Origin of the sequence: Leuconostoc falkenbergense (genome assembly GCF_014634805.1) — a bacterium.
GTDB lineage: Bacteria > Bacillota > Bacilli > Lactobacillales > Lactobacillaceae > Leuconostoc > Leuconostoc falkenbergense.
In genome coordinates, this window is sequence record NZ_BMBS01000002.1 from 53,382 (window position 1) to 73,462 (window position 20,081).

At 39.5% G+C, this 20,081-nt stretch carries 19 protein-coding genes and 1 riboswitch; all 19 genes read right to left on the reverse strand.

Annotation, left to right across the window (positions count from 1 at the left end):
• Positions 1-16: 16 nt before the first annotated feature.
• The 19 genes from IEU71_RS00980 to IEU71_RS01075 all read right to left on the reverse strand — a co-directional run bounded on the left by IEU71_RS00980 (position 17) and on the right by IEU71_RS01075 (position 20,063).
• Positions 17-1,465 (reverse strand): NCS2 family permease, encoded by a 1,449-nt coding sequence (locus IEU71_RS00980; protein ID WP_004916008.1) that lies wholly within the window; start codon positions 1,463-1,465, stop codon positions 17-19.
• A 55-nt stretch (positions 1,466-1,520) separates the two neighbouring features.
• Positions 1,521-1,617, reverse strand: a riboswitch (purine riboswitch).
• A 36-nt stretch (positions 1,618-1,653) separates the two neighbouring features.
• Complete coding sequence (locus IEU71_RS00985; RefSeq protein ID WP_143471446.1) at positions 1,654-2,598, reverse strand: ATP-binding cassette domain-containing protein; 945 nt, start codon at positions 2,596-2,598, stop codon at positions 1,654-1,656.
• 24 nt (positions 2,599-2,622) lie between these two features.
• Positions 2,623-3,018, reverse strand: a complete 396-nt coding sequence (locus tag IEU71_RS00995; protein WP_004916013.1) for an ATP-binding cassette domain-containing protein — start codon at positions 3,016-3,018, stop codon at positions 2,623-2,625.
• A gap of 189 nt (positions 3,019-3,207) precedes the next feature.
• Positions 3,208-4,872 carry a formate--tetrahydrofolate ligase gene (locus tag IEU71_RS01000; RefSeq protein ID WP_004916014.1) on the reverse strand — a complete coding sequence of 555 codons (1,665 nt, stop codon included), beginning with the start codon at positions 4,870-4,872 and terminating at the stop codon, positions 3,208-3,210.
• Between the two features lie 230 nt (positions 4,873-5,102).
• Entirely contained in the window at positions 5,103-5,243 is a 141-nt protein-coding gene (locus IEU71_RS01005; RefSeq protein ID WP_004916016.1) for a hypothetical protein, read from the reverse strand.
• Between the two features lie 275 nt (positions 5,244-5,518).
• A complete protein-coding gene (gene purD, locus IEU71_RS01010) occupies positions 5,519-6,757 on the reverse strand; it encodes a phosphoribosylamine--glycine ligase (RefSeq protein WP_036067297.1) in 1,239 nt (412 codons plus the stop codon).
• A 173-nt stretch (positions 6,758-6,930) separates the two neighbouring features.
• Positions 6,931-7,689, reverse strand: a complete 759-nt coding sequence (locus IEU71_RS01015; protein ID WP_004916020.1) for an NADP-dependent (R)-specific alcohol dehydrogenase — start codon at positions 7,687-7,689, stop codon at positions 6,931-6,933.
• 127 nt (positions 7,690-7,816) lie between these two features.
• Complete coding sequence (locus tag IEU71_RS01020) at positions 7,817-8,809, reverse strand: aldo/keto reductase (protein WP_004916023.1); 993 nt, start codon at positions 8,807-8,809, stop codon at positions 7,817-7,819.
• Positions 8,809-9,699: an SGNH/GDSL hydrolase family protein gene (locus tag IEU71_RS01025; RefSeq protein WP_004916025.1), complete on the reverse strand. Its 891-nt coding sequence runs from the start codon at positions 9,697-9,699 to the stop codon at positions 8,809-8,811. The genes IEU71_RS01020 and IEU71_RS01025 overlap by 1 nt, the downstream gene beginning before the upstream one ends.
• Positions 9,696-10,667, reverse strand: coding sequence for a ribose-phosphate diphosphokinase (locus IEU71_RS01030; protein WP_004916026.1), 972 nt, complete (start codon positions 10,665-10,667; stop codon positions 9,696-9,698). Before IEU71_RS01030 ends, IEU71_RS01025 begins: the two co-directional genes overlap by 4 nt.
• Positions 10,668-10,718: 51 nt before the next feature.
• Entirely contained in the window at positions 10,719-13,124 is a 2,406-nt protein-coding gene (recD2, locus tag IEU71_RS01035) for an SF1B family DNA helicase RecD2 (RefSeq protein WP_036067610.1), read from the reverse strand.
• Positions 13,124-13,777: a histidine phosphatase family protein gene (locus tag IEU71_RS01040; RefSeq protein WP_004916032.1), complete on the reverse strand. Its 654-nt coding sequence runs from the start codon at positions 13,775-13,777 to the stop codon at positions 13,124-13,126. The genes recD2 and IEU71_RS01040 overlap by 1 nt, the downstream gene beginning before the upstream one ends.
• A gap of 44 nt (positions 13,778-13,821) precedes the next feature.
• Positions 13,822-14,163, reverse strand: coding sequence for a DUF1831 domain-containing protein (locus IEU71_RS01045; RefSeq protein WP_004916034.1), 342 nt, complete (start codon positions 14,161-14,163; stop codon positions 13,822-13,824).
• Between the two features lie 72 nt (positions 14,164-14,235).
• Positions 14,236-15,351 (reverse strand): BMP family lipoprotein, encoded by a 1,116-nt coding sequence (locus tag IEU71_RS01050; protein ID WP_004916036.1) that lies wholly within the window; start codon positions 15,349-15,351, stop codon positions 14,236-14,238.
• Positions 15,352-15,561: 210 nt separating this feature from the next.
• A complete protein-coding gene (locus tag IEU71_RS01055; RefSeq protein WP_004916037.1) occupies positions 15,562-16,059 on the reverse strand; it encodes a hypothetical protein in 498 nt (165 codons plus the stop codon).
• A 63-nt stretch (positions 16,060-16,122) separates the two neighbouring features.
• Positions 16,123-17,541, reverse strand: coding sequence for an RsmF rRNA methyltransferase first C-terminal domain-containing protein (locus tag IEU71_RS01060; protein WP_004916040.1), 1,419 nt, complete (start codon positions 17,539-17,541; stop codon positions 16,123-16,125).
• Positions 17,538-18,452: a ribokinase gene (gene rbsK / locus IEU71_RS01065; protein WP_036067300.1), complete on the reverse strand. Its 915-nt coding sequence runs from the start codon at positions 18,450-18,452 to the stop codon at positions 17,538-17,540. The genes IEU71_RS01060 and rbsK overlap by 4 nt, the downstream gene beginning before the upstream one ends.
• Before the next feature lie 133 nt (positions 18,453-18,585).
• Entirely contained in the window at positions 18,586-18,945 is a 360-nt protein-coding gene (locus tag IEU71_RS01070; RefSeq protein WP_004916044.1) for a hypothetical protein, read from the reverse strand.
• A 116-nt stretch (positions 18,946-19,061) separates the two neighbouring features.
• Positions 19,062-20,063 carry a VOC family protein gene (locus tag IEU71_RS01075; protein WP_004916046.1) on the reverse strand — a complete coding sequence of 334 codons (1,002 nt, stop codon included), beginning with the start codon at positions 20,061-20,063 and terminating at the stop codon, positions 19,062-19,064.
• Positions 20,064-20,081 lie beyond the last annotated feature (18 nt).

The following is a 20,081-nucleotide window of genomic DNA, read 5'->3' on the forward strand; positions in this document are numbered from 1 at the left end:
GTTTTCAATTATTTTTTTAAATAAATGCTAGGACAACAAAATTTATCAAGAAAAATAGTGACACGATAATCAATACCGGTGAAATTTCTTTGAATTTACCTAATGTTAATTTCACTATAATGAAAAATAAGAAACCAGCGGCAATACCGTACGAAATGGAATAAGAAAATGCCATAAACACTGACGTGAAGAAAGCTGGCAATGCTACTTCTAGGTTTTCCCAAGAGATTTTAGTAAATTCTCCCATCATCATGATACCTACCAGAATCAGTAATGATGATGTTGCCGCAGTTGGTATAACGCCAACAAATGGGGCAAAAATAATCATCAAAGCAAAGCCAGCTGCTGTGACAATGTTTGCCAAACCAGTACGGGCACCAGCAGCAACACCAGCTGCCGATTCAATAAACGTTGTCGTGTTACTAGTACCCGCGATACCAGCAAATGCTGTTGTAAAGGTGTCAACAACCAACGCGCGATCCATTTTAGAATTAAACCCTTTATCTTCTTCGAATGCCTTTGTATCTGCTTTTGAGAAAATACCAGTTTGGTCACCAATACCAATCAAAGTGCCAATCGCATCAAAGAGACCGGTAAGTCCCATTGCAAAAATCGTAATAATTGCTAATGAAGCATGGTGCCAATCAGTGAACAATGATCCTAAACCATTTGCACCTAATGCTTGCCCAAAAACATGTCCCAAGGCGCCAAATGCTGATCCAACCGATGTACCGGCTGAAATATGAGTATTAGTAACGCCCATTGGAATACCGATGACCGTTGTCGCAATTAATGTGATCAAAAATGCACCAGGCACTTTACGCATTACTAATATTACTAATAGAACAAACCCAATTAGTGCCAATAGTACAGACGCAGAATTGAACTTTGACAGTTCAGGTGTCACGCCACCACTCGCTAAAATAGAATTAATCGTACCTGTGGCCTTGCCAGTAAATGGTTTGTCATTTAGCGTCAAAATATTGCCTGGATCAACGATAAAGTTGATAAAACCAGCGTTTTTTAATCCAATATAAGTGACAAACATACCAATACCACCACCTATGGCAGCCTTCAATTCGCTAGGAATGCCTTTCACAATAGCGCGTCGACCATGTGTTAAAGTAATGACGATATCAACCACACCGACCAAGAACACGATTGCTAAGGCTTGCTGCCAATTAAAGCCAAAGCCAAACACAATCGTATAGGTAAAGTACGCTTGCATTCCGATACCTGGTGCTAAAGCAAAGGGTACGTTAGCAAACAATCCCATAAACAGGGTGCCAAATACCGCCACTAAAATCGCAGCCAAGAAAACAGCTTGCTGTGGGATACCTGCTTGACCAAGAATCTGTGGATTCAAGAAAAAGATGTAAGCCATGGAAACAAAGGTCGTTATACCTGCGACAATCTCCCGTCGTACACTGGTACCATTTTCCTTAAGATGAAAAAACTTTTGCATATGTGTATCTCCCTGTGACATAGAAAAATCCACCCATCACAAACGATGAATGGATTAGCACCACACAATTTATGATAGTCCAACATGTTGGTGTTGGGTAGAAACTGTCGGCCAATATCCGACACTATATCAACAATTTATTTTAATATATTCTAGTTTAGCACCGCCACGACGCAGTTACAAGAATTTCAAACAGGCAGTAAATGCTGAAATTGAATCCTCATTTTTTTCGTAGCAACCGCGTCAATAAAGTCCTTATAATGAGATACAATCAAAACAGCGCCAGCATAATGCGTTAAAAAATTTGTCAGCGCATCTAAGGCTAGTAAATCTAAATAATTAGTGGGTTCATCTAAAATAAGTAACTGCGTATCGGTAAATAAAACTTGTAGCAGTAATACTTTTACTTTTTCACCGCCACTTAGTGAACTAACTTTTTGAAAAGCCATATCTCTTTTAATGCCAAAAGCACCAAGAAAATCTCTGGCCAATTGTGGCAGTTGAGAAGATTTCAATAATACGTTTTCTAGGACTGTCTTTTCTTCGTCCAAACCAGACAAATTTTGTGAAAAATAGCCAACCAGCTTATCATAATTTTTGATGATTTGCTTAATCAAGGTGGTTTTACCACTGCCATTATCACCTAAAACAGCCAGTCGCTCCCCTGTTTCCAGATTAAAATTCACGTCTTGTAACAGTAAATGATTGCCGGCTTTAACTGTTTCCCCTGTTATTTTTAAAATAGTCCGTGTTTTATAGTTTTGACCTGCAACCGTTTGAAGTTTTAAAGGCTTTGTGACAAGCGGTTTATCAACTTTTTCTAATTCTGAAAAGCGACGCGCCATCGTTTTGGCATTTTGGCCTAATTTTTTCTGTGTTTTTAATGCGTTACCTTTTCCACTGATCAAACGTGCATCAGATGGACTAATATTCTTTGGTCGTTTTGTTGCTCGCCCTTCTCTCACCTTCACTTTCGTCATTGCCCGTTGCAGTTGCTTTTTCTTATTGACCGCATCATGATACAGATGATTCTGAGTTTCGTTGGCAAGATTACGTTGCGCTAGATAGTCGTGATAATTGCCATTATAAGCAGTAACTTGTTGTTCATGCAGCGCCCATATTTTTTGGATGATATGATTAAGAAAATAACTGTCGTGTTAAATCACAATCAATGTACCATAAAAATGTGACAGCCGTTTGATTAACCAATTCTGATGTGTCATATCTAAATTAGCAGTTGGTTCATCTAACACCAAAATATCAGGTTGATTGTTCAGTGACTCATTGATACGTTGCATCATTTTTTCACCACCACTACGATCACTATCGTCGACGACCAATTGCGGCACATAAATAACACGGCCATTTATAGAAATCTCACCACTGTCAGGTGATAAATCACCAATCATTAAGTGCGCCAATGTCGTTTTGCCAACACCATTAGCGCCAATAACGCCAATACGCTCACCAATTTTTATTTGCTGAGTAACTTGTGTTAAAATGTCGCGTCCGTCAATACTGTAATTGACTTTATTTAATGTGATTGCATGCATAAAAAAACCTCCTCTGATTTTTCACAGAATTGGTTTCGTAAACATCGCAAAAATAACGACTTATTGTCGATTTTGGCGCACTTATCCTACTCTTTCCAATTCCGTTTGTGAAATTTGAATGAATAGTTTAGTTACGCACTGGATCGACCTCTTTTCAATATTTAAAATGATTATATCATGCTGTACGAATTAGAACAAGCCAGTAATTTGACCCTTTTCGTCAATATCAATGTCTAATGCTGCAGGATGTTTTGGCAAACCGGGCATTGTCATAATATTACCAGTCAATGCAACTAAGAAACCAGCGCCCAACTTAGGGACAAATTCACGAATATGAATAGCAAAGTCTTTTGGTGCTCCTAACTTTTTAGCATCATCAGACAGAGAATATTGCGTTTTAGCCATAATAATTGGTAGCTTATCCCAGCCACGAGTTTCAAATTCTTTTAGTTGCTTTTGAGCTTTGCCAGATAATACAATAGTTTTGCCACCATAAATCGTTTGCACAATGGCATTAAGTTTATCAGTTGCAGCATCGTTAGGTTGATAAAGTGGTGTAAAATCAGATTCTTGTGCTACTTTTTCAATAACGGCTTGTGCCAAGTCTGTTGCACCTTCGCCACCCTTGGCCCAAACCTCTGTCGTGTAAGCGGTCGCGCCAAATTGTGCAACGTAGTCTTTTATGACTGCTAGTTCTTGAGCTGTATCCGCGGTGAAACGATTAATTGCAACGACAACCGGTACACCATAACGATTCATCGCCGTTAAATGCTGTCCTAAGTTTTCTAATCCAGCAGACAAAGCCTCAATATTTTCATTGTTTAAGTCGCCCAGTGCCACACCACCATGATGTTTCAGTGCGCGAATGGTCGCTACAATAACAATTGCATCCGGTGTTTTTCCTAGCAATGGGACTTTAACATCGAGGAATTTTTCACCACCCAAATCAGCTCCGAATCCGGCCTCTGTAACCACGTAATCAGCCAATTGTAGTGCTGTTTTTGTTGCCAAAATTGAGTTTGTCCCTTGCGCAATGTTTGCAAATGGACCACCATGAATGATTGCCGGTGTATGAGCCAGTGTTTGTACCAAATTAGGTTTAATTGCATCTTTTAGCAATACTGTTAACGCACCGGCTACACCTAAATCAGCAACAGTAACTGGTTCTTTGTCGTAAGTATAGCCAACGACAATACGATTAATGCGAGCCTTTAGGTCCATTAGATCAGTTGATAGCGTCAAAATAGCCATTAATTCAGATGCAACAGTAATATCAAAACCATCTTCACGAGGCACACCAGAAGTCGGCCCCCCTAAACCAATAGTCACATGACGTAAAGCGCGATCATTAATATCCACAACACGCTTCCATAAAATGCGACGCGGATCAATGTTAAGTGGATTGCCCTGATGTAAACTGTTATCTATCACTGCCGACAAAGTATCATGTGCCGAAGTAAGCGCATGGAAATCACCAGTAAAGTGCAAATTAATATCCGCCATTGGCACAACCTGCGCATAGCCGCCACCCGTTGCACCACCTTTTAATCCCATAACTGGGCCTAATGATGGTTCACGAAGCGCAATCATCGTATTTTTACCAGCTAATTTAAGTGCATCAGCCAAACCAACTGTAACGGTTGATTTACCTTCTCCAGCAGGTGTTGGATTTATTGAAGTAACCAAAATGAGTTTACCCAAATCGGTTGGACGTTTAACCTCAGGATCTAACTTAATTTTAGCTTTATCATAACCGTATGGTTCGATTTCTTGGGGCTGTAATCCCGCGCTGGCAGCAATTTCAGAGATAGGTGTAATTTTAGCAGCTTGTGCAATTTCAATATCTGTTGGCATGAATTTATCCTCTTTGAACGTGGTACACATCTAAAATATAATGTGATCGCTGGTTAGTATTTCCGTTAAATTCATTATAAACTAAAGTCCACCTCTACGACAATTATTATAACAAATCAGTCAGTTGATGCGCTGAAGTCAACTTTAAAGCGAATTTCTAAAGAAAAAACTGAAAAATCAGCCTGCAAACATTTGTCACATCAACTTATTTTTCAGTTACATTTTTAATACTATTTGTCAATTTCTTTCTTACTGTCTTTCCGGAAATCTTTGGCAGCTTCTTCCACAGCATCTTCTACAGTATTAACTGCCTTTTTAACAACATTAGCGGATGACTTACCAGCATTGCTTATCAACTTATTTTTTGTCATCGTCATTTGCCTCCTTGCATTTTAACGTTAACACTAATTTCTGTTTTGACAACCTCAGTGTATACCATCAAATATGTGAAAGCAACTAAAAAGCCCAACAAACGAAGACTATATCAGGATAAACATATGTCGTTTGTTGGGCTAGCAATACAGGGAGTATCACAACATTAGTGTAAACTATTATAGTTGTAATGTCGGATTTTTTGTCAGGTTTCTTACCACCATCAAAAGGGTATATTTGATGAGTCTGCTTTTGAAAGCGTTGTCAGCTTGGATTATTCAACAGCTTGATAGCCAATATCATGTCGAAATACAAGTGCCATGTCAATCTTATCAAGCGCCTCATACAATTGCTTTTGAGCCACAGCAGCAGTTTTTTGATGGTGAACAACCGTTAAAACACGACCTCCCTTGGTCACCAACTGACCATTTTGCAATGACACACCAGCATAATTAACCGGATAAGGTATTTCTGGAACTGTTAAGCCATTTTGTGGTGCTTCAGGATAGCCGGGGGATGCTAGCACCACACCAAGATAGATATCTTCTTCCTGCCATTTTGGAGTAGGTTGATTGCCTTGTAATAATTGCATAATTAGGTCATAAAAATCACCTGTATACTGTGGCAACACAACCTGTGCCTCTGGATCACCAAAGCGGACATTAAATTCAATTACTTTTGGCCCTTGTGCTGTTAACATCACGCCAGTATATAGCACACCTGAAAATGGTATTTTTTCAGACAACATGGCTTTAATAGTAGGCTCAACTAACATATTGATCGTTTGACGTCGAATGTCATCTGAAATCCAAGTCACTGGACTATATGCTCCCATGCCACCAGTATTTGGTCCTTTATCACCATCAAAACGGCGTTTATGATCCTGCGCCAACGGGGCGTGGGTCATTTGACCATTACGACCAACTAGCGTGAAAACCGAAAATTCAACACCGTCCAAATATTCTTCAATAACCAGTTTCGCATTAACTCGTTGTTGATAAAGATTATCTAAATAAGTTTCCCCATCGTTTCTATTATTGATAATCGTGACACCTTTTCCCAGTGCCAAACCATCCAACTTGAACACGACAGGAAAATCAAATAACTCTAAGCTGGCTTGAGCCGCCGAACGTGATGTGACAGTTTGTGAGTTTGCTGTGGGGATGTGATACTTCTTCAAAATATTTTTTGTGAACGACTTGGACCCTTCAAGTTGCGCCGCCTGTTTTGATGGTCCAAATATTGTCAAGCCGGACGCCTCAAAAACATCGACAATTCCTAACGTCAATGGTTCTTCACTACCAACAAATGTCAAATCGATTTTTTTGTCACGCGCAAAATCGCGCAATGTTGTTAATTCAGTGACAGCAATATCTTGACAAATAATGCCACTTCTCAACATGCCATCATTGCCTGGTGCAACAATCACCTCATCTACTTGGGGGCTTCGCAAAAAAGTCTGCGCAAGTGCGTGCTCACGTGCACCAGAACCAACAATTAGTACTTTTGACATAATTACCATCCATAATTTTTATTTCCTACCTACATATTTTAACAATAAATGCGTTTGATTTGTACGGTTAATACAATTATTTAAGTAAAATTTTTTGTTTTTATTTGGCAAACCAAGTCAAAATACGAACATTAAAAAACGCCATCGTTAAGATGACGTCGAAAGTTTTCTTATTATTGTGCCAAATAGCCACCGTCTACAACAAATTCTGATCCTGTCGCAAACTTTGACTCTTCACTAGCCAAATAAACAGCCATATAAGCAATATCATTTGGCTCACCAATGTGGCCCATTGGTGTCTGTGTACGTTGTGATTGTGCTTCTTCAGCACCAGGAATATTTTCTACCAGTGGCGTCTTGATATAACCTGGGTGAATTGTGTTAACACGCAAATTATAATCATTTAGTGCAGCGTGTAATGCAGCTGACTTGCTCAAGATTCGTACACCACCCTTTGAGTGATTGTAAGCAGCCAAGTTAGGGTCACCAACAAATCCTTCAATTGATGACATGTTGATAATTGAAGCACCGCCAGGTTGATTCTTCATATATTGAATGCCGTACTTAGTACCCAAAAATACACCATCAGAATTAATTGATTGCAAGAATTTCCAGTCTTCAAAAGTTGTTTCTTCAATGTTCTTCGCAATTGCGATACCTGCATTGTTTACCACAGTATCAACATGTCCAAACCACTTAATTGTGTTTTCAAACAAATCAATCCAGCCTTGCTCATCTGAAGCATCGTGCTGTACAAATCGTGCCACTGATTCATCACCAATTGACTTTACAGCTTCCTCACCAACGTTAGCACGACGTCCTGTGATAACAACTTTTGCACCTTCTTCAACGAACTTCTGAGCAATAGCCAATCCAATACCAAGCGTACCACCTGTAACAATTGCAACTTTGTTCTTTAAACGATCTACCATGAGAATTCCCCTTTTTTCTTTTATATAGTTTATTATATCACAATAATTGTTAAAAAATTCACTATCTTTGTAAGCGTTCACATTCATTTCAATTTTTGATCATTAAAAAAGCCAACTTTCGTTGGCTTTACTTTGACAAGATTGATTCAATTGTTGTTAATTCATCGTCAGAAAACGTCAAATTATCTGAAAACTTTAAATTATCAATCAAATGTGTGACATTGCTTGCCCCAATTACAACACTTGCAACGCGGCGATCTTTTAGCAACCAAGCTAAAGCCATTTGTGAAAGCGACTGTTCTCTTTGTTGGGCAATCTTATTCAAAGCATTTAATTTGTCAATTAAAGCTACTTTACCTTTTTCAAATAATACGGCATTTGTACGGTGAATTGGATAATCATCTGGTATATCATTGAGATATTTTGATGTTAATAAGCCTTCAGCTAATGGTCCATAGGCAACGAGACCAGCATGATTTTGATCCAAAACTTCTAATAAACCGTCGTTTTCTGCGGTGCGATTAAGCATGTTGTATGAAACTTGGTTGCCGATAAATGGCGTTCCTAGCGTCTCAAAAATTTTCGCAATTGCAGCTGTTTGTTCAGCATTGTAATTTGAAACACCCACGTACAATGCTTTGCCTTGCCTAACAATCAGATCTAACGCACGCGCTGTTTCCTCAAGACGTGTGTTTGGATCCCAACGATGGGCGTAGAATATATCAACGTAATCCAATCCCATTCGCTGCAAACTGAGGTCTAACGCTGCCACCAACGTTTTTTTACCAGAAAATTCACCCAACGGACCAGGCCACATATGATAGCCGGCTTTAGTCGTAATCACCAATTCATCACGATATGGCTTTAAGTCCTGTCGAAATACCTGTCCAAATGTTTCCTCGGCTGTACCATTACTTGGGCCATAGTTAGAAGCATTATCAAAGCTAAAAATACCGCTATCAAAAGCCTTTAAAATAACTTTTTTTGAGTTTTCTAAGGGCATTTGATCACCCAAATTTCGCCATAAACCAAAAGAAACTGCTGGCAAAATTAACCCTGAATCACTCACCCGACGATAAGGTAACTTTTCATAACGTTGCTCATCTGCTGCATATACCATTATTTCAATTCCTCCAAAATTAATTTTGCAATACGTTCATGATCGGCGACAGTTGGATGAACACGATCAGTGGCAATTTGCCAGTTGTTTGTATTGATAAAAGTCAACGCTTCAAATCGTGACATCTCGTTTCGAAAAACAGTTTCAAATGCGCCATTAAACGGTAGTAATATAAAAATTTTTGCATCGTGGAAACGCTTGATAATCTCTAGTAAATAGACACGTAAGCCAAACGCAAAGTCCTGAGGACTGGCCCCATAGTTCAAATCATTGGTACCATAATTAACGACTACTATATCGGTTGAAACCAATGGCCGTGGCACATTGAGCGCAACATGCCATAATGATTCAATTGCAGTTGGTACTTGAAACGGTGCAAAAGGTGTTAACCCTGAGCCACCATAAGCAATGCGTGCCAATGGTTTTTGTAGTGCTTTAGAAACCAACACCGGATAACTCAATTCAGGATGATCACCATCTGATGCCATCTCCTCACCTACCGTAATCGAATCACCGACAAAGGTAAGAAATGGTTGCGACTGCGTAATGGGAGAAACCAAACCATTATCAATCGACATTGACAATAATTTTAACGGAGATGTCCAAAATAAGGCTTGATCTTTTTGCCAAGTTCGTAACATCAGAGAATGACGACCGTCTTGAATGGATATTGTAGCGCGACCAGTTGAATCGACAACAATATCTCGCCAATCATTGTCATTAGAGGAGTATGCTAACGTAATAACACTATATGGGTTGTCAAAAACAATTTGTAATTTTTTGACACCATCAGTTATAAAACTTAACGAAGCACCCTGCTGTGTTGTAACATAGTAATCTTCCTGTTGCGCCCACTCGGGAGATAACAGTGGTTTTAAATCAATCCTCATAATGTGACGTCCATATTATCTTGACTTTTCAGCACGTCTTGAATACTTTCAAAGGCATCGACACGTTTGAGAGCCTCAGCAAACGGCGCCGCCACAGATAACTTAATCAGCTTGCTAAATTCCTTTTTAGCAGGTACTTCAATTGTATTTGTAACAATGAGCTGTTTGATGTGAGACTGATCCAATAATTGGCTCGCTTTGTTAGATAAAACAGCATGCGTCGCAACAGCGTAAATGACATCAACCCCAGCAGCATTGAGTGCCTTACTCGACTGAACCATACTTGCCCCAGTATCAATAATATCATCAACCAAAATAGCACGCTTACCGGCGACATTTCCTGTGATTTGATAGGAGAATTCATTCGTATTCTTATCTAAACGATGGTCGACGATAGCCCATTCAGCATGCAACAATTTAGCAAATTTACGAGCGCGCGCCACACTTGTGTGTCCCGGCGCAACCACTACCAAATCATCCCCGAGCAAATTATTTTCATAAAAGTAGTGACCAAGTGCTGGCATGGCAATCAAATGATCCACCGGAATGTCAAAGAATCCTTGTACCTGATCTGCGTGCAAATCCATCGTCATAACGCGTTTAACACCTTGAGACTCAAGCATGTCTGCAATCAATCGTGCCGAAATCGGTTCTCGTGAGCGTGCTTTTCTATCTGCACGCGCGTAACCAAAGTATGGAATCACCACATTTATTGAATTAGCAGAGGCTCGTCTGGCAGCGTCAATGAATATCATCAAACGCATAAAGTTTTCATTGACGGGATCTGAAATGCCTTGGATAACATAAACGTCACGGCCACGAACAGTATTTTCAATGCGCTCATAAATTTCATTGTCAGCAAAAGTTTTCACATCTATTGGGGAGAGCGGCTTGCCCAAAATAGTTGATATTTCCTGTGCAAGTTGGTTATTACTACCAAGATTAAACAATTGATAGGCTGGGGTCATGTGATTCTCCATTCATTATCGTTCTGATTTTATTATACTATATGAAAACGATTACATGAAATCATAGGGTGATATATTTGCCATCCCAATCATTGGATCAATACTACCATCAATGATCTGATTAACAGTGAGTTGATTAGCTGACACTGCTGCTTGCGTCAACTGATTTGCCGTTATAGCAACATTTTTTTCGGGTAACGGCATCGTTTTTTCGCCATCAAAATTCAATCGTTGTTGCAAAAATGTTTGACGTGGGGGTACTAAAGTTTCAGCGGCACGTTGAAACGCGGCGTACTCCCCCACCAAAATCAAAGCTTCTTTAGCACGTGTCAAGCCAGTATACAAAAGATTTCGATTTAGCATTAGGCCAAACTGATTGGTTAACGCCAAAATGACTAATTTGAACTCATTACCCTGTGCCTTGTGAACCGTGGTGGCATACGCTAGTGTCAATTGATTTAAGTTCTTTTTTGGATAAGCCAGTTCTTTCCCATCAAAATCAATTATCAGGCGATCTTCATTATCATCATTGCTAGGATCTTTTTTATACTGAACAGCGATAATTTTCCCCATATCGCCATTGTAAACATCACGTTCGCTGTCATTTTCTAACTGCAACACCTTGTCACCTTTGCGAAAAATCAAGGCACCAAACTGAATACTTTTTTGAGTTGGCTTAATGGGATTAAACAAGGCTTGCGCCATTTGATTTAAGGCATTCACCCCTGCAGAACTCTTATACATTGGTGTCAAAATTTGTAGGTCATCTTGCGTGAAACCCTTTTTAACAGCAGAAGTGACTATCTGTTGAATGGCGGTCAACGCTTGATCTGCCCCCACCATAAAAGCCGATCGGTCAGGTTGATGTGTTAAAAAGTCACTTGGAAGTCGGCCCTTTTTAACATTAGCTGCCAAATCAGAAATACTACTACCTCTACCCTGCCGATAAATGATGGCGAGTTCCACATGTGCAATTTTTTGAGAATTGACTAAATCAGCAAGCACATTTCCGGGTCCAACAGACGGTAGTTGATCACTATCGCCAACAACAATCAGCTTCATACCGTTTGGTACAGCCGCAAGCAGCTTAGCGGTCAGCTCAATATCTAACATTGACGCCTCATCAATAATAAGCAAACCACCGGCAATTGGATTATCCGCATTAAATTCTGGTTCATCCAAATCAGAAATTCCCAACAAACGATGAATTGTTGAGGCCTCATGTCCGGTCACCTCAGTCATACGTTTTGCAGCGCGACCGGTTGGCGATGCCATCCGTACTTGGTATTGTTTTAACAGCTTTTGCCCATCTGCAGCGGTACTTGCACGTTGCTGCACTATTTTTTGCCATGTTGCAACAATCGTTCGAATAATCGTTGTCTTGCCAGTTCCTGGTCCGCCCGTCAGCAAAAAAATGGGTGCGTTTAACCCCTCTTTAACAGCTGAAATTTGTGTTTCATCTAAGGTCATATTGCCTGGCGTCACAAAAGCTTGGTCAATGTCTGACATTGTTAATTCAAATGGTGGCGTGGCTGTTTGTAAACGCTGAATATCATTCGATACTTGAACTTCCGCTTCAAATAGTGTGTTAGGGTAATAACGACCATCATCATTCACTAAAATATGACTACTAATCAAACGCGCAATCGCTGTTTCAATTTGTGTTTCAAAGCTTTGACCCTGCTCATGAATCATTTGAGCAACCGCATAACGTAATTGGTCATGATACAGATAAGTGTGACCGTGCTGAAAGCTGACTCGCATAACCGCCGCATAAACAGCTGCTTGTAAACGTTTTTGATCCGAATCTTCAACACCAATTTGGCGACCTATTTCATCGGCTTTTTTGAAATTAATGCCTTCAAATTCGAATACGAGACGATATGGATCTTGCATTAAAATATCTTGTGCCTGATTACCATATTGGTCATATAAGCGACCTGCTAGGTCAGCCCCAATGCCAAATTGATTACCAATTTGGAACAAACGCTCCAAACCAAGGTTGAGTTGCAGCGTTTTCGCCATTTTTTTCGCGGTTGAATCCTTAATGATACCGTCTAAAACAGTAACATCTGCTAAAATCAAATCCACAGCATTTAGCCCGAGATGATCAACAATTTTTTGTGCAGATTTTGGTCCAATACCTGAAAACTGACCACTAGCAAAATATTTAATTAATCCATTTTCATCAGGTGGTAATTCATTTTCGTATCGTTCCGCCTTGAATTGTTGCCCGTATTTGGGATGGCGCACTGTTTGACCATAAAAAGCATAAACTCTACCTTCTTGGACATCACCAAAAGTTCCCGTCACAATGATTTCAGGCGCGTCCCAGTCGTCAAGTGACGTCTCTTCTACTGACACAGATAAAATTTTAAAATAGGAATCCGTTGACGTAAAAATTACAGATTGTAATGTGCCAATAACTTTATCCAATTCTGTCGTTACTAATGCCATTAAATTGTTGTCGAGTCATCTTGCTTTTTATTGAGATAACTCGTATTATTCCAATCTTCAATTTGATAATGTTCACCATCAACAGTTGATAATACAGTTGTCGAGGTATTGCTCAAACCACCACGTTCGCGGATGCTCATTCGTGGTTGCTGTAATAAACCATTCAATCCAAAAGAAAGTGCCATACCGTGCGATACAATCAAAATATTGTCGTTTGGATATTGTTGTGCTATATCTTTAATTACTCGCACAAAACGTTTGGTCGCTTTGGTATAACCTTCACCACCAAATTCCTGACCCTCGAACTGATTCAAATCATGACGATAATTATTGTAGGCCTCTGGATAACGTTCTTGCACATTTGCAACTAATTCACCTTCCCATTCGCCTAAACCAACTTCGGCCAAATTAGATCTTAGTGATAAGGCTGGTGATGCCTTTAAAAATTGCGCAATTTTTGTAGCAGTAATCCGAGCACGTTTAATCGGCGAAGCATAGATGTGAGCAAATTTGGCGTCGCTCAAAAATCCGCCTACTTTTTTCATATCCGCATAACTTGATGGCAGTAACTCTGAATCACCATTGCCACCTTGAAAGCGTCGTTCGAGATTCCATTCCGTTTGACCGTGCCTAACAAAATAAAATTTAGTCATATTGATTGATTTACCTCCAAAAAAATTGATGATGACAATGCGTTCTAATTAACCTTTGTAATAACACCGCGTTGCACCAATTCATCAATAAAAAAATGATACAACTTGACAATTTCTTCAGCATTATTGTTTTTGAAAATATCCACGCGAACCACATCCCCTGCTGAGACCGTGCTCATTTTGAAACCAGTCAAATCTTGATTAACGGATACTTTAAGCTGAATTGAATTAGCTAATGCTTTTTCTGGCTCTAATGCTCGATGCAAAACATGAATTCCTGCATTGTTAGTGACAAATCCTAAATCACCTAGCGTATATTTTTTTAGTTGATCACTCAATTGATAAGTCGCGTCTCCGGCGATTGTTACACTTTTCTCAAATGCCATTATTTTGTAGCTCCTCAGTTAGTCTAACTACCATTATAGCAAAAAAGCACCACTATCGTGGCGCTGATTGACTTAAAACTTTTGATTAAATTCAGATCCCTTTGGATGGTTAGGGACTTTTATCTTACCATTTATGATTGCCTTTTTAGCTTTATTAACAGCCTTCTTTTCGGCAGAAGTTAATTCTGAATCCGTGAGATAAACACCATGCTCTTTCAAACCATAAGCAATTGTTTTACCACCAGGGAATTTTTTGGTCTTGTTGTAATTATCCGCAACATTTTTGACACCATCGCCTACTGACGTAATTGATGAAGCTAATGTCGATGTCGTCTTTTTACCATCTTTTGAAGTGTAAGCCCCATCAGACTTTTGATCGCGGTCAACACCAATGATGTAGAGACGTTCTTTGGAATCTGCGTTCAACTTAGCATTTTCTGCCTTTGCTTCAGAAAATGCGCCATTTCCAACAAATCCAGCTGCCGCAAAAATAGTACGAATACCAGAAGCATACATCGTCGCTGCAATTGTTTTTCCTTTAGCAGAGTCAGTAAATGAGTTAGCATACTGCTTTTCAACTTTCAAAGATGAATCAGTTGCTTTTACACCAGCTTCAAACCCTGCATCAAAGGCATCAATAATGTTACCGTGAATACCACCAATGAAGCCAACTGTTTTTTCACCGTTGGCGTCGGCTTTTGTTGCTGCAGCAACACCAGCGAGATATGATGATTGTTCAGAACGGAACATGACACTTGCGACGTTTTTACGACTTTTAACAATGTCATCTACCAAAACAAATTTTTGTTTAGGGTTCAATTTAGCAGATTTTGTGATTGATTGGTTCAATGAATAACCGATACCATAAACAATCGTGTACTTCTTACTCTTTGTTGCCAAATTAAAATTTTGATCAAGGTCAGAATGATCAGCTGTATTAAAATAAGTCACAGGGGCATTTTGACCAGACTTCAAATTATTTTTCTTAGCATAAGCTTGTGCGCCTTCCCATGCAGATTGGTTGAATGAATGGTCATCCACACCCCCAACATCCAAAACAAGGCCTAATGTTGCTGCCTTACTAGTATCAGTTGATGATGTTGATTTATGGCTAGTAGCCGCATAAATACCGCCGCCAATCACGGCAACTGCTACGACACCAGCAATAATTTTTGTTGATTGATTCATGGTGATTCTCCTCTATTACGCTCTCACGTTTTTTCATTGGGTACGCTGACGCGTAGCACCGACCCAATTATTTTTGACTAACTAAATATAAGCTGTACTTTTTTCAATTAGTTCCAGCTATTGATTTTACATTAGTGGCAATAAAAAACAAGGCCCATAGTGGTCCTTGCTTTTTTATTTTAACGATCTTAAGAACACACTTACAGTTACTTACTTTTGCAGAGCTGAACGAATAATTGCCCAAAAATGCCAGTTTAATTCACTTGTTCTAATATCCAAATACTCAGTTTTTGTGTACAAACGACTGCCTTGTCGATAAGGTACTGTTAAAATACTTTGGTTAAAAATGTGTGCCTCAATGATGCGTTGCGCTTTATTTAATCTTCGAAGTAACTGCGAAACCGTTTCATTTTTATTTGATTCAACACCATAGGCGGTTGCTGCGCGTAATGATAATTTAATCAAATTAGGTTTCACTGATGAGCCGACATCTGCGATGTTTCTTGCAAAACTTTCATGCCAAAATACAATGTCACTCAAATAGTCTTTTACTGTCCACTGCTCTGTTAAATATTGCTTTTCATCAGTTAAAACAACCTCATCACAATTCAAATCAGTTAACTGAAACAATCGCCTGAATTGCTGTAAAGCATATTGTTCACGTATCAAAGCAGCTGTCAAAACACTATCAGGATTATCAATTATCATGTCAAAAACCGCTTTCTCTGATTTAATTGCTTATTGGCACATTATTTTTAGTGCGTTTCTCACTTATGCACGCACAGCAAAGCGTAACCCTTTTGGCAAAAAGTTTTTGATTTGTCCGGTCACAAATTTACCCCAACCAGCACCATTGCCGTTAACCACCATCAATATCCACCCCTTAGATAATGGATCATCAGTATTAATAACATCGCCATGAGCATAATCAGCCCAGTCTTGATCCACTAAATTAAATTGCTGCTTAACTTGTGTTGGTGACACAGCTAAAGCCAGAGCATGTGCTGGTTCAAAACGATTTTTTTTGAAGGTACCTATTTCCAATCCCGGGCGCACAATCTTCAACCCATTCAAATCAGGTGTCGCATCAGGCGCAAGGAATAACCGATCACCAAACAGCAAAAATTGACGATTTTCAATGTCAAACTGTTGAAAAGTTGATTCCCAAAAATCAGCAATAACTTTTTGTTGCTCACGATTAAGTTCGGCTGGTTTGAGCGCTTTTATCACATTCTCAGTAGGTTCTACTTCTTTAGCCCTTTTGACCAATTTTGCTACAAAATGCCCTTCACCATTTAAATGATGTGGCCATAAACGCGCTGTTTTTAGGAGCTCAGAACGATTTTGCGTTTGACTAGTTGTTGTCACGCCACTGACAAAATCAGAATCAGCCCACTCTGGACGCCCATCACTAATGCCACTGTTAATCGGCTTATCAATTGGCATCAGCTCAAATTCTGGATAAGTATCAAGTAACCAAGCTATCATCTGCTCATCTTCTTCAGGTGAAAAAGTGCAAGTTGAATAAACTAACTCACCGCCAGGCCGTAACATCTTAACTGTTTCATGTAATATTTCCCGTTGCCGTTGTGCGTTTTCAGCAGGGTAATCTGAATGCCAATAAGCCATTGCTGCCGGGTCTTTTCGAAACATCCCTTCACCTGAACATGGGGCATCTAGTAGAATTTTGTCAAAAAATAATGGTAGTCGTGCACTCAATTCCGCCGGTGTCTGTGAACTGACAATTGCATTTTGAACACCGAGTCTCTCGATATTTTCGCTTAATATTTTAGCACGCGACATAAAAATTTCATTAGACCACAGCAAGCCTTTTTGCATCATAAAAGCCGCCAAATGAGTTGATTTTCCACCCGGTGCTGCAGCTAAATCTAATACTTTTTCTCCAGGTTTTGGGGCAAGAACCTCACCCACAAATTGAGCAGACGGTTCCTGAGAATAGACAACACCGGTAACATGATCTTTTGAATGACCATCAACCGTTCCGAAGTATCCCCATTGACCATAAGGCACTTTTCCATCATTTGGTGTATCATGCGACACTGGATTTGCTTTCAAAGGGTTAAGTCGATAGCCCTTTTGATGGATAGTCTCAAAACTGTTAAAAAAATCCGTTGCTTCCTGTCCTAACAAACGTGTGTACTTTTTTTTGAAATCTTCAGGTAAGTTCATGAGTATGCTTCAACCTCATCAAATGTTGGAATTGAAGGAATGGCTCCCGGTCTTGTTACAGCGATAGCGCTAGCTATGCTAGCACGTTTTACAGCATCATCTAAATTATTAAAATCAGGTGCTATAACACTCGCTAATGTGCCAATGAAAGTATCTCCCGCCGCTGTGGTGTCTTGTGCGACTACCTTTTCAGGTTGTGCCCACCATCTTCTTTGGCCATCAGCAACAAAAGATCCTGCGGCGCCAAGCGTGATAATACTTCGCTTTGCGCCTTTTGCTTGCAACGCATCCGTCACACGATTTAAAACACCTTCGTCATTTACAACTTCAATTCCTGTCAACAGTTGCGCCTCTGTCTCATTTGGCAAAATAATGTCTGTAACAGCCATTAATTCGGGCGTTAATTCGTACACTGCTGGAGCCGGATTTAAAACAGTTTGAACCTGATGGTTATGTGCTAGCTCAAAGGCTGCCAAAATAACAGCATACGGTACCTCAAACTGCGCAATAATCAAATCGGCATCAATAATTAAGTCGCGATCTAAGTCGGCAGTTGTCAGAGCTTGATTAGCACCACCATGAATTAGAATTGTATTGGCGCCATCATCTTGTAACATGATAAAAGCAGACCCAGTCGGTACATCACCATTAGTTTTTAATTGATCGACGTTAACCCCGTTATTGACAAGAGTAGCGCGCATGAATTGACCATTGGCATCATTACCAATTGCACCAATAAAGGACACATTGGCCCCTTGCCTTGCCGCTGCAACGGCTTGATTGGCGCCCTTTCCACCCGGTGCAGTAGTCACATTAGTCAAAGCCATTGTCTCTCCGACTAGTGGCATTCGCGGCATTTTCATAATGCTATCAACATTCAAACTTCCAAGAACAACGATTTTTTTTGTCATAACTTTCATCCATCTCATTAATGTCAAATAAAGTTGATAACACAATTGGTTATCAAACATTATTTTTGCATAAAGTTAATTATATCATTTATTATCACACACTTGGAAAGTCATCAAAAAAGACACGCTCGTCTTAAGCGTGTCTTTGAATATCGCCACCATTTTCGATCATAATACGCAGCATTTCCATTAACTCTTGATTTTGATTTGTCAGTACTTGCAATTCAAATCGCATCGCCTTGATCTGGCGTTTCATTTCAGCTAAATCGTCGGTTGTATTATCTTGATAGCCAAATACTTGGTGATATGGTTGCTTATTACCTGTGTAAACAGACTCTGAAAAGGTATCACGTTCTTGACGCACCCACCGCATGACCGTGTTATAGGGAATCTCAAATTCAGAAGCCACTGATTTTCCAGATTGATGGCGGTTAATGATTTTGTCACAAACTTCGTTACGCGTTTTTAATGAATAATGTGCTCTAGTTTCCATTTTTTACCATCCTTTTTAATACTTTGATAATTATTATAAAGGAAATATTTATATTTAAAAATGGACAAGTTGAACAATATTACCCATTTAATATTAAAAATGGTATATTTTAAACGCTAATCATTGCGAGTGTTGCCCGTTTGATCGTGAATTGCTACAACTTTGGCATTATTAACTCGCCCTGTGCCAGAATATGGTTGATAATCATCAAACAAAACACCTTGATCAGCCCACCATTTTCTTAAAACTTCTTTATTGGCATCAAATCTTGGTGGTAACGCAAATGTTGTTCCTAAATCTTGGACAGATTCATCTAGTGTAAAACCGGGATTAGTAGTTGCTACCTCAACGCGATTACCACCTGGTTCAATAAAGTATATAGAATTGAAATAGCCACGATCAATATAGACTTCACGACGCCAACCTTGTTCCTCTGCACGCGCCCACAAGTAATCTAGATCCTGCGAAGATTCGACGGCTAAAGCAAAATGATCAGTTGATCCTTTGCCAAATTTTGATTCTGGGGCATCGTTAGGTGTTTCGTACAAATAAATGGCCTGTTCATCTGCCAAATTAATAACGTTGCCCTTAACAACAACGCCATAGTCACTGAATAGTTGTTCAAAAAAATTCGCAGTCGCCACAACATCAGGAACATGTAATTCAGCACCTAGAATACCTGTGATTTGTTTGTTCGCTGGAACATCTGACATAAAGTTGATATGCCAGTCAAATTGTTGCTGATTGACTGCCTTAATTTCAATTGGAATAGCATCAAAGTCTTGTGTGTGTAGTATACCACGGCCATCAATCGTTGCTGGTAAGTTGAATGATAACAATCGTTCTTGCCAATATGGTAACGCACCTGCTGGCACACCAAAATGTAGCCCATTGAAAAACATTTTACCGTCGACACGAGGACGATCAAGTTTTGCATCTGGGAAAAAAGTGACCACAGTACCCGGTGTGCCAATGAAATCACCATAATAAACATGCCGCATGTGAGGATTAGCCTGATTAATAGAATTTTTTATGAAGCGTAAACCCAAAATATCAACATAAAAATGTGCATTTTGTTTAAAATTACCTGTTAAAAGAGAGACGTGATGCGTTTTCATATGCTTATCGCCATGCGC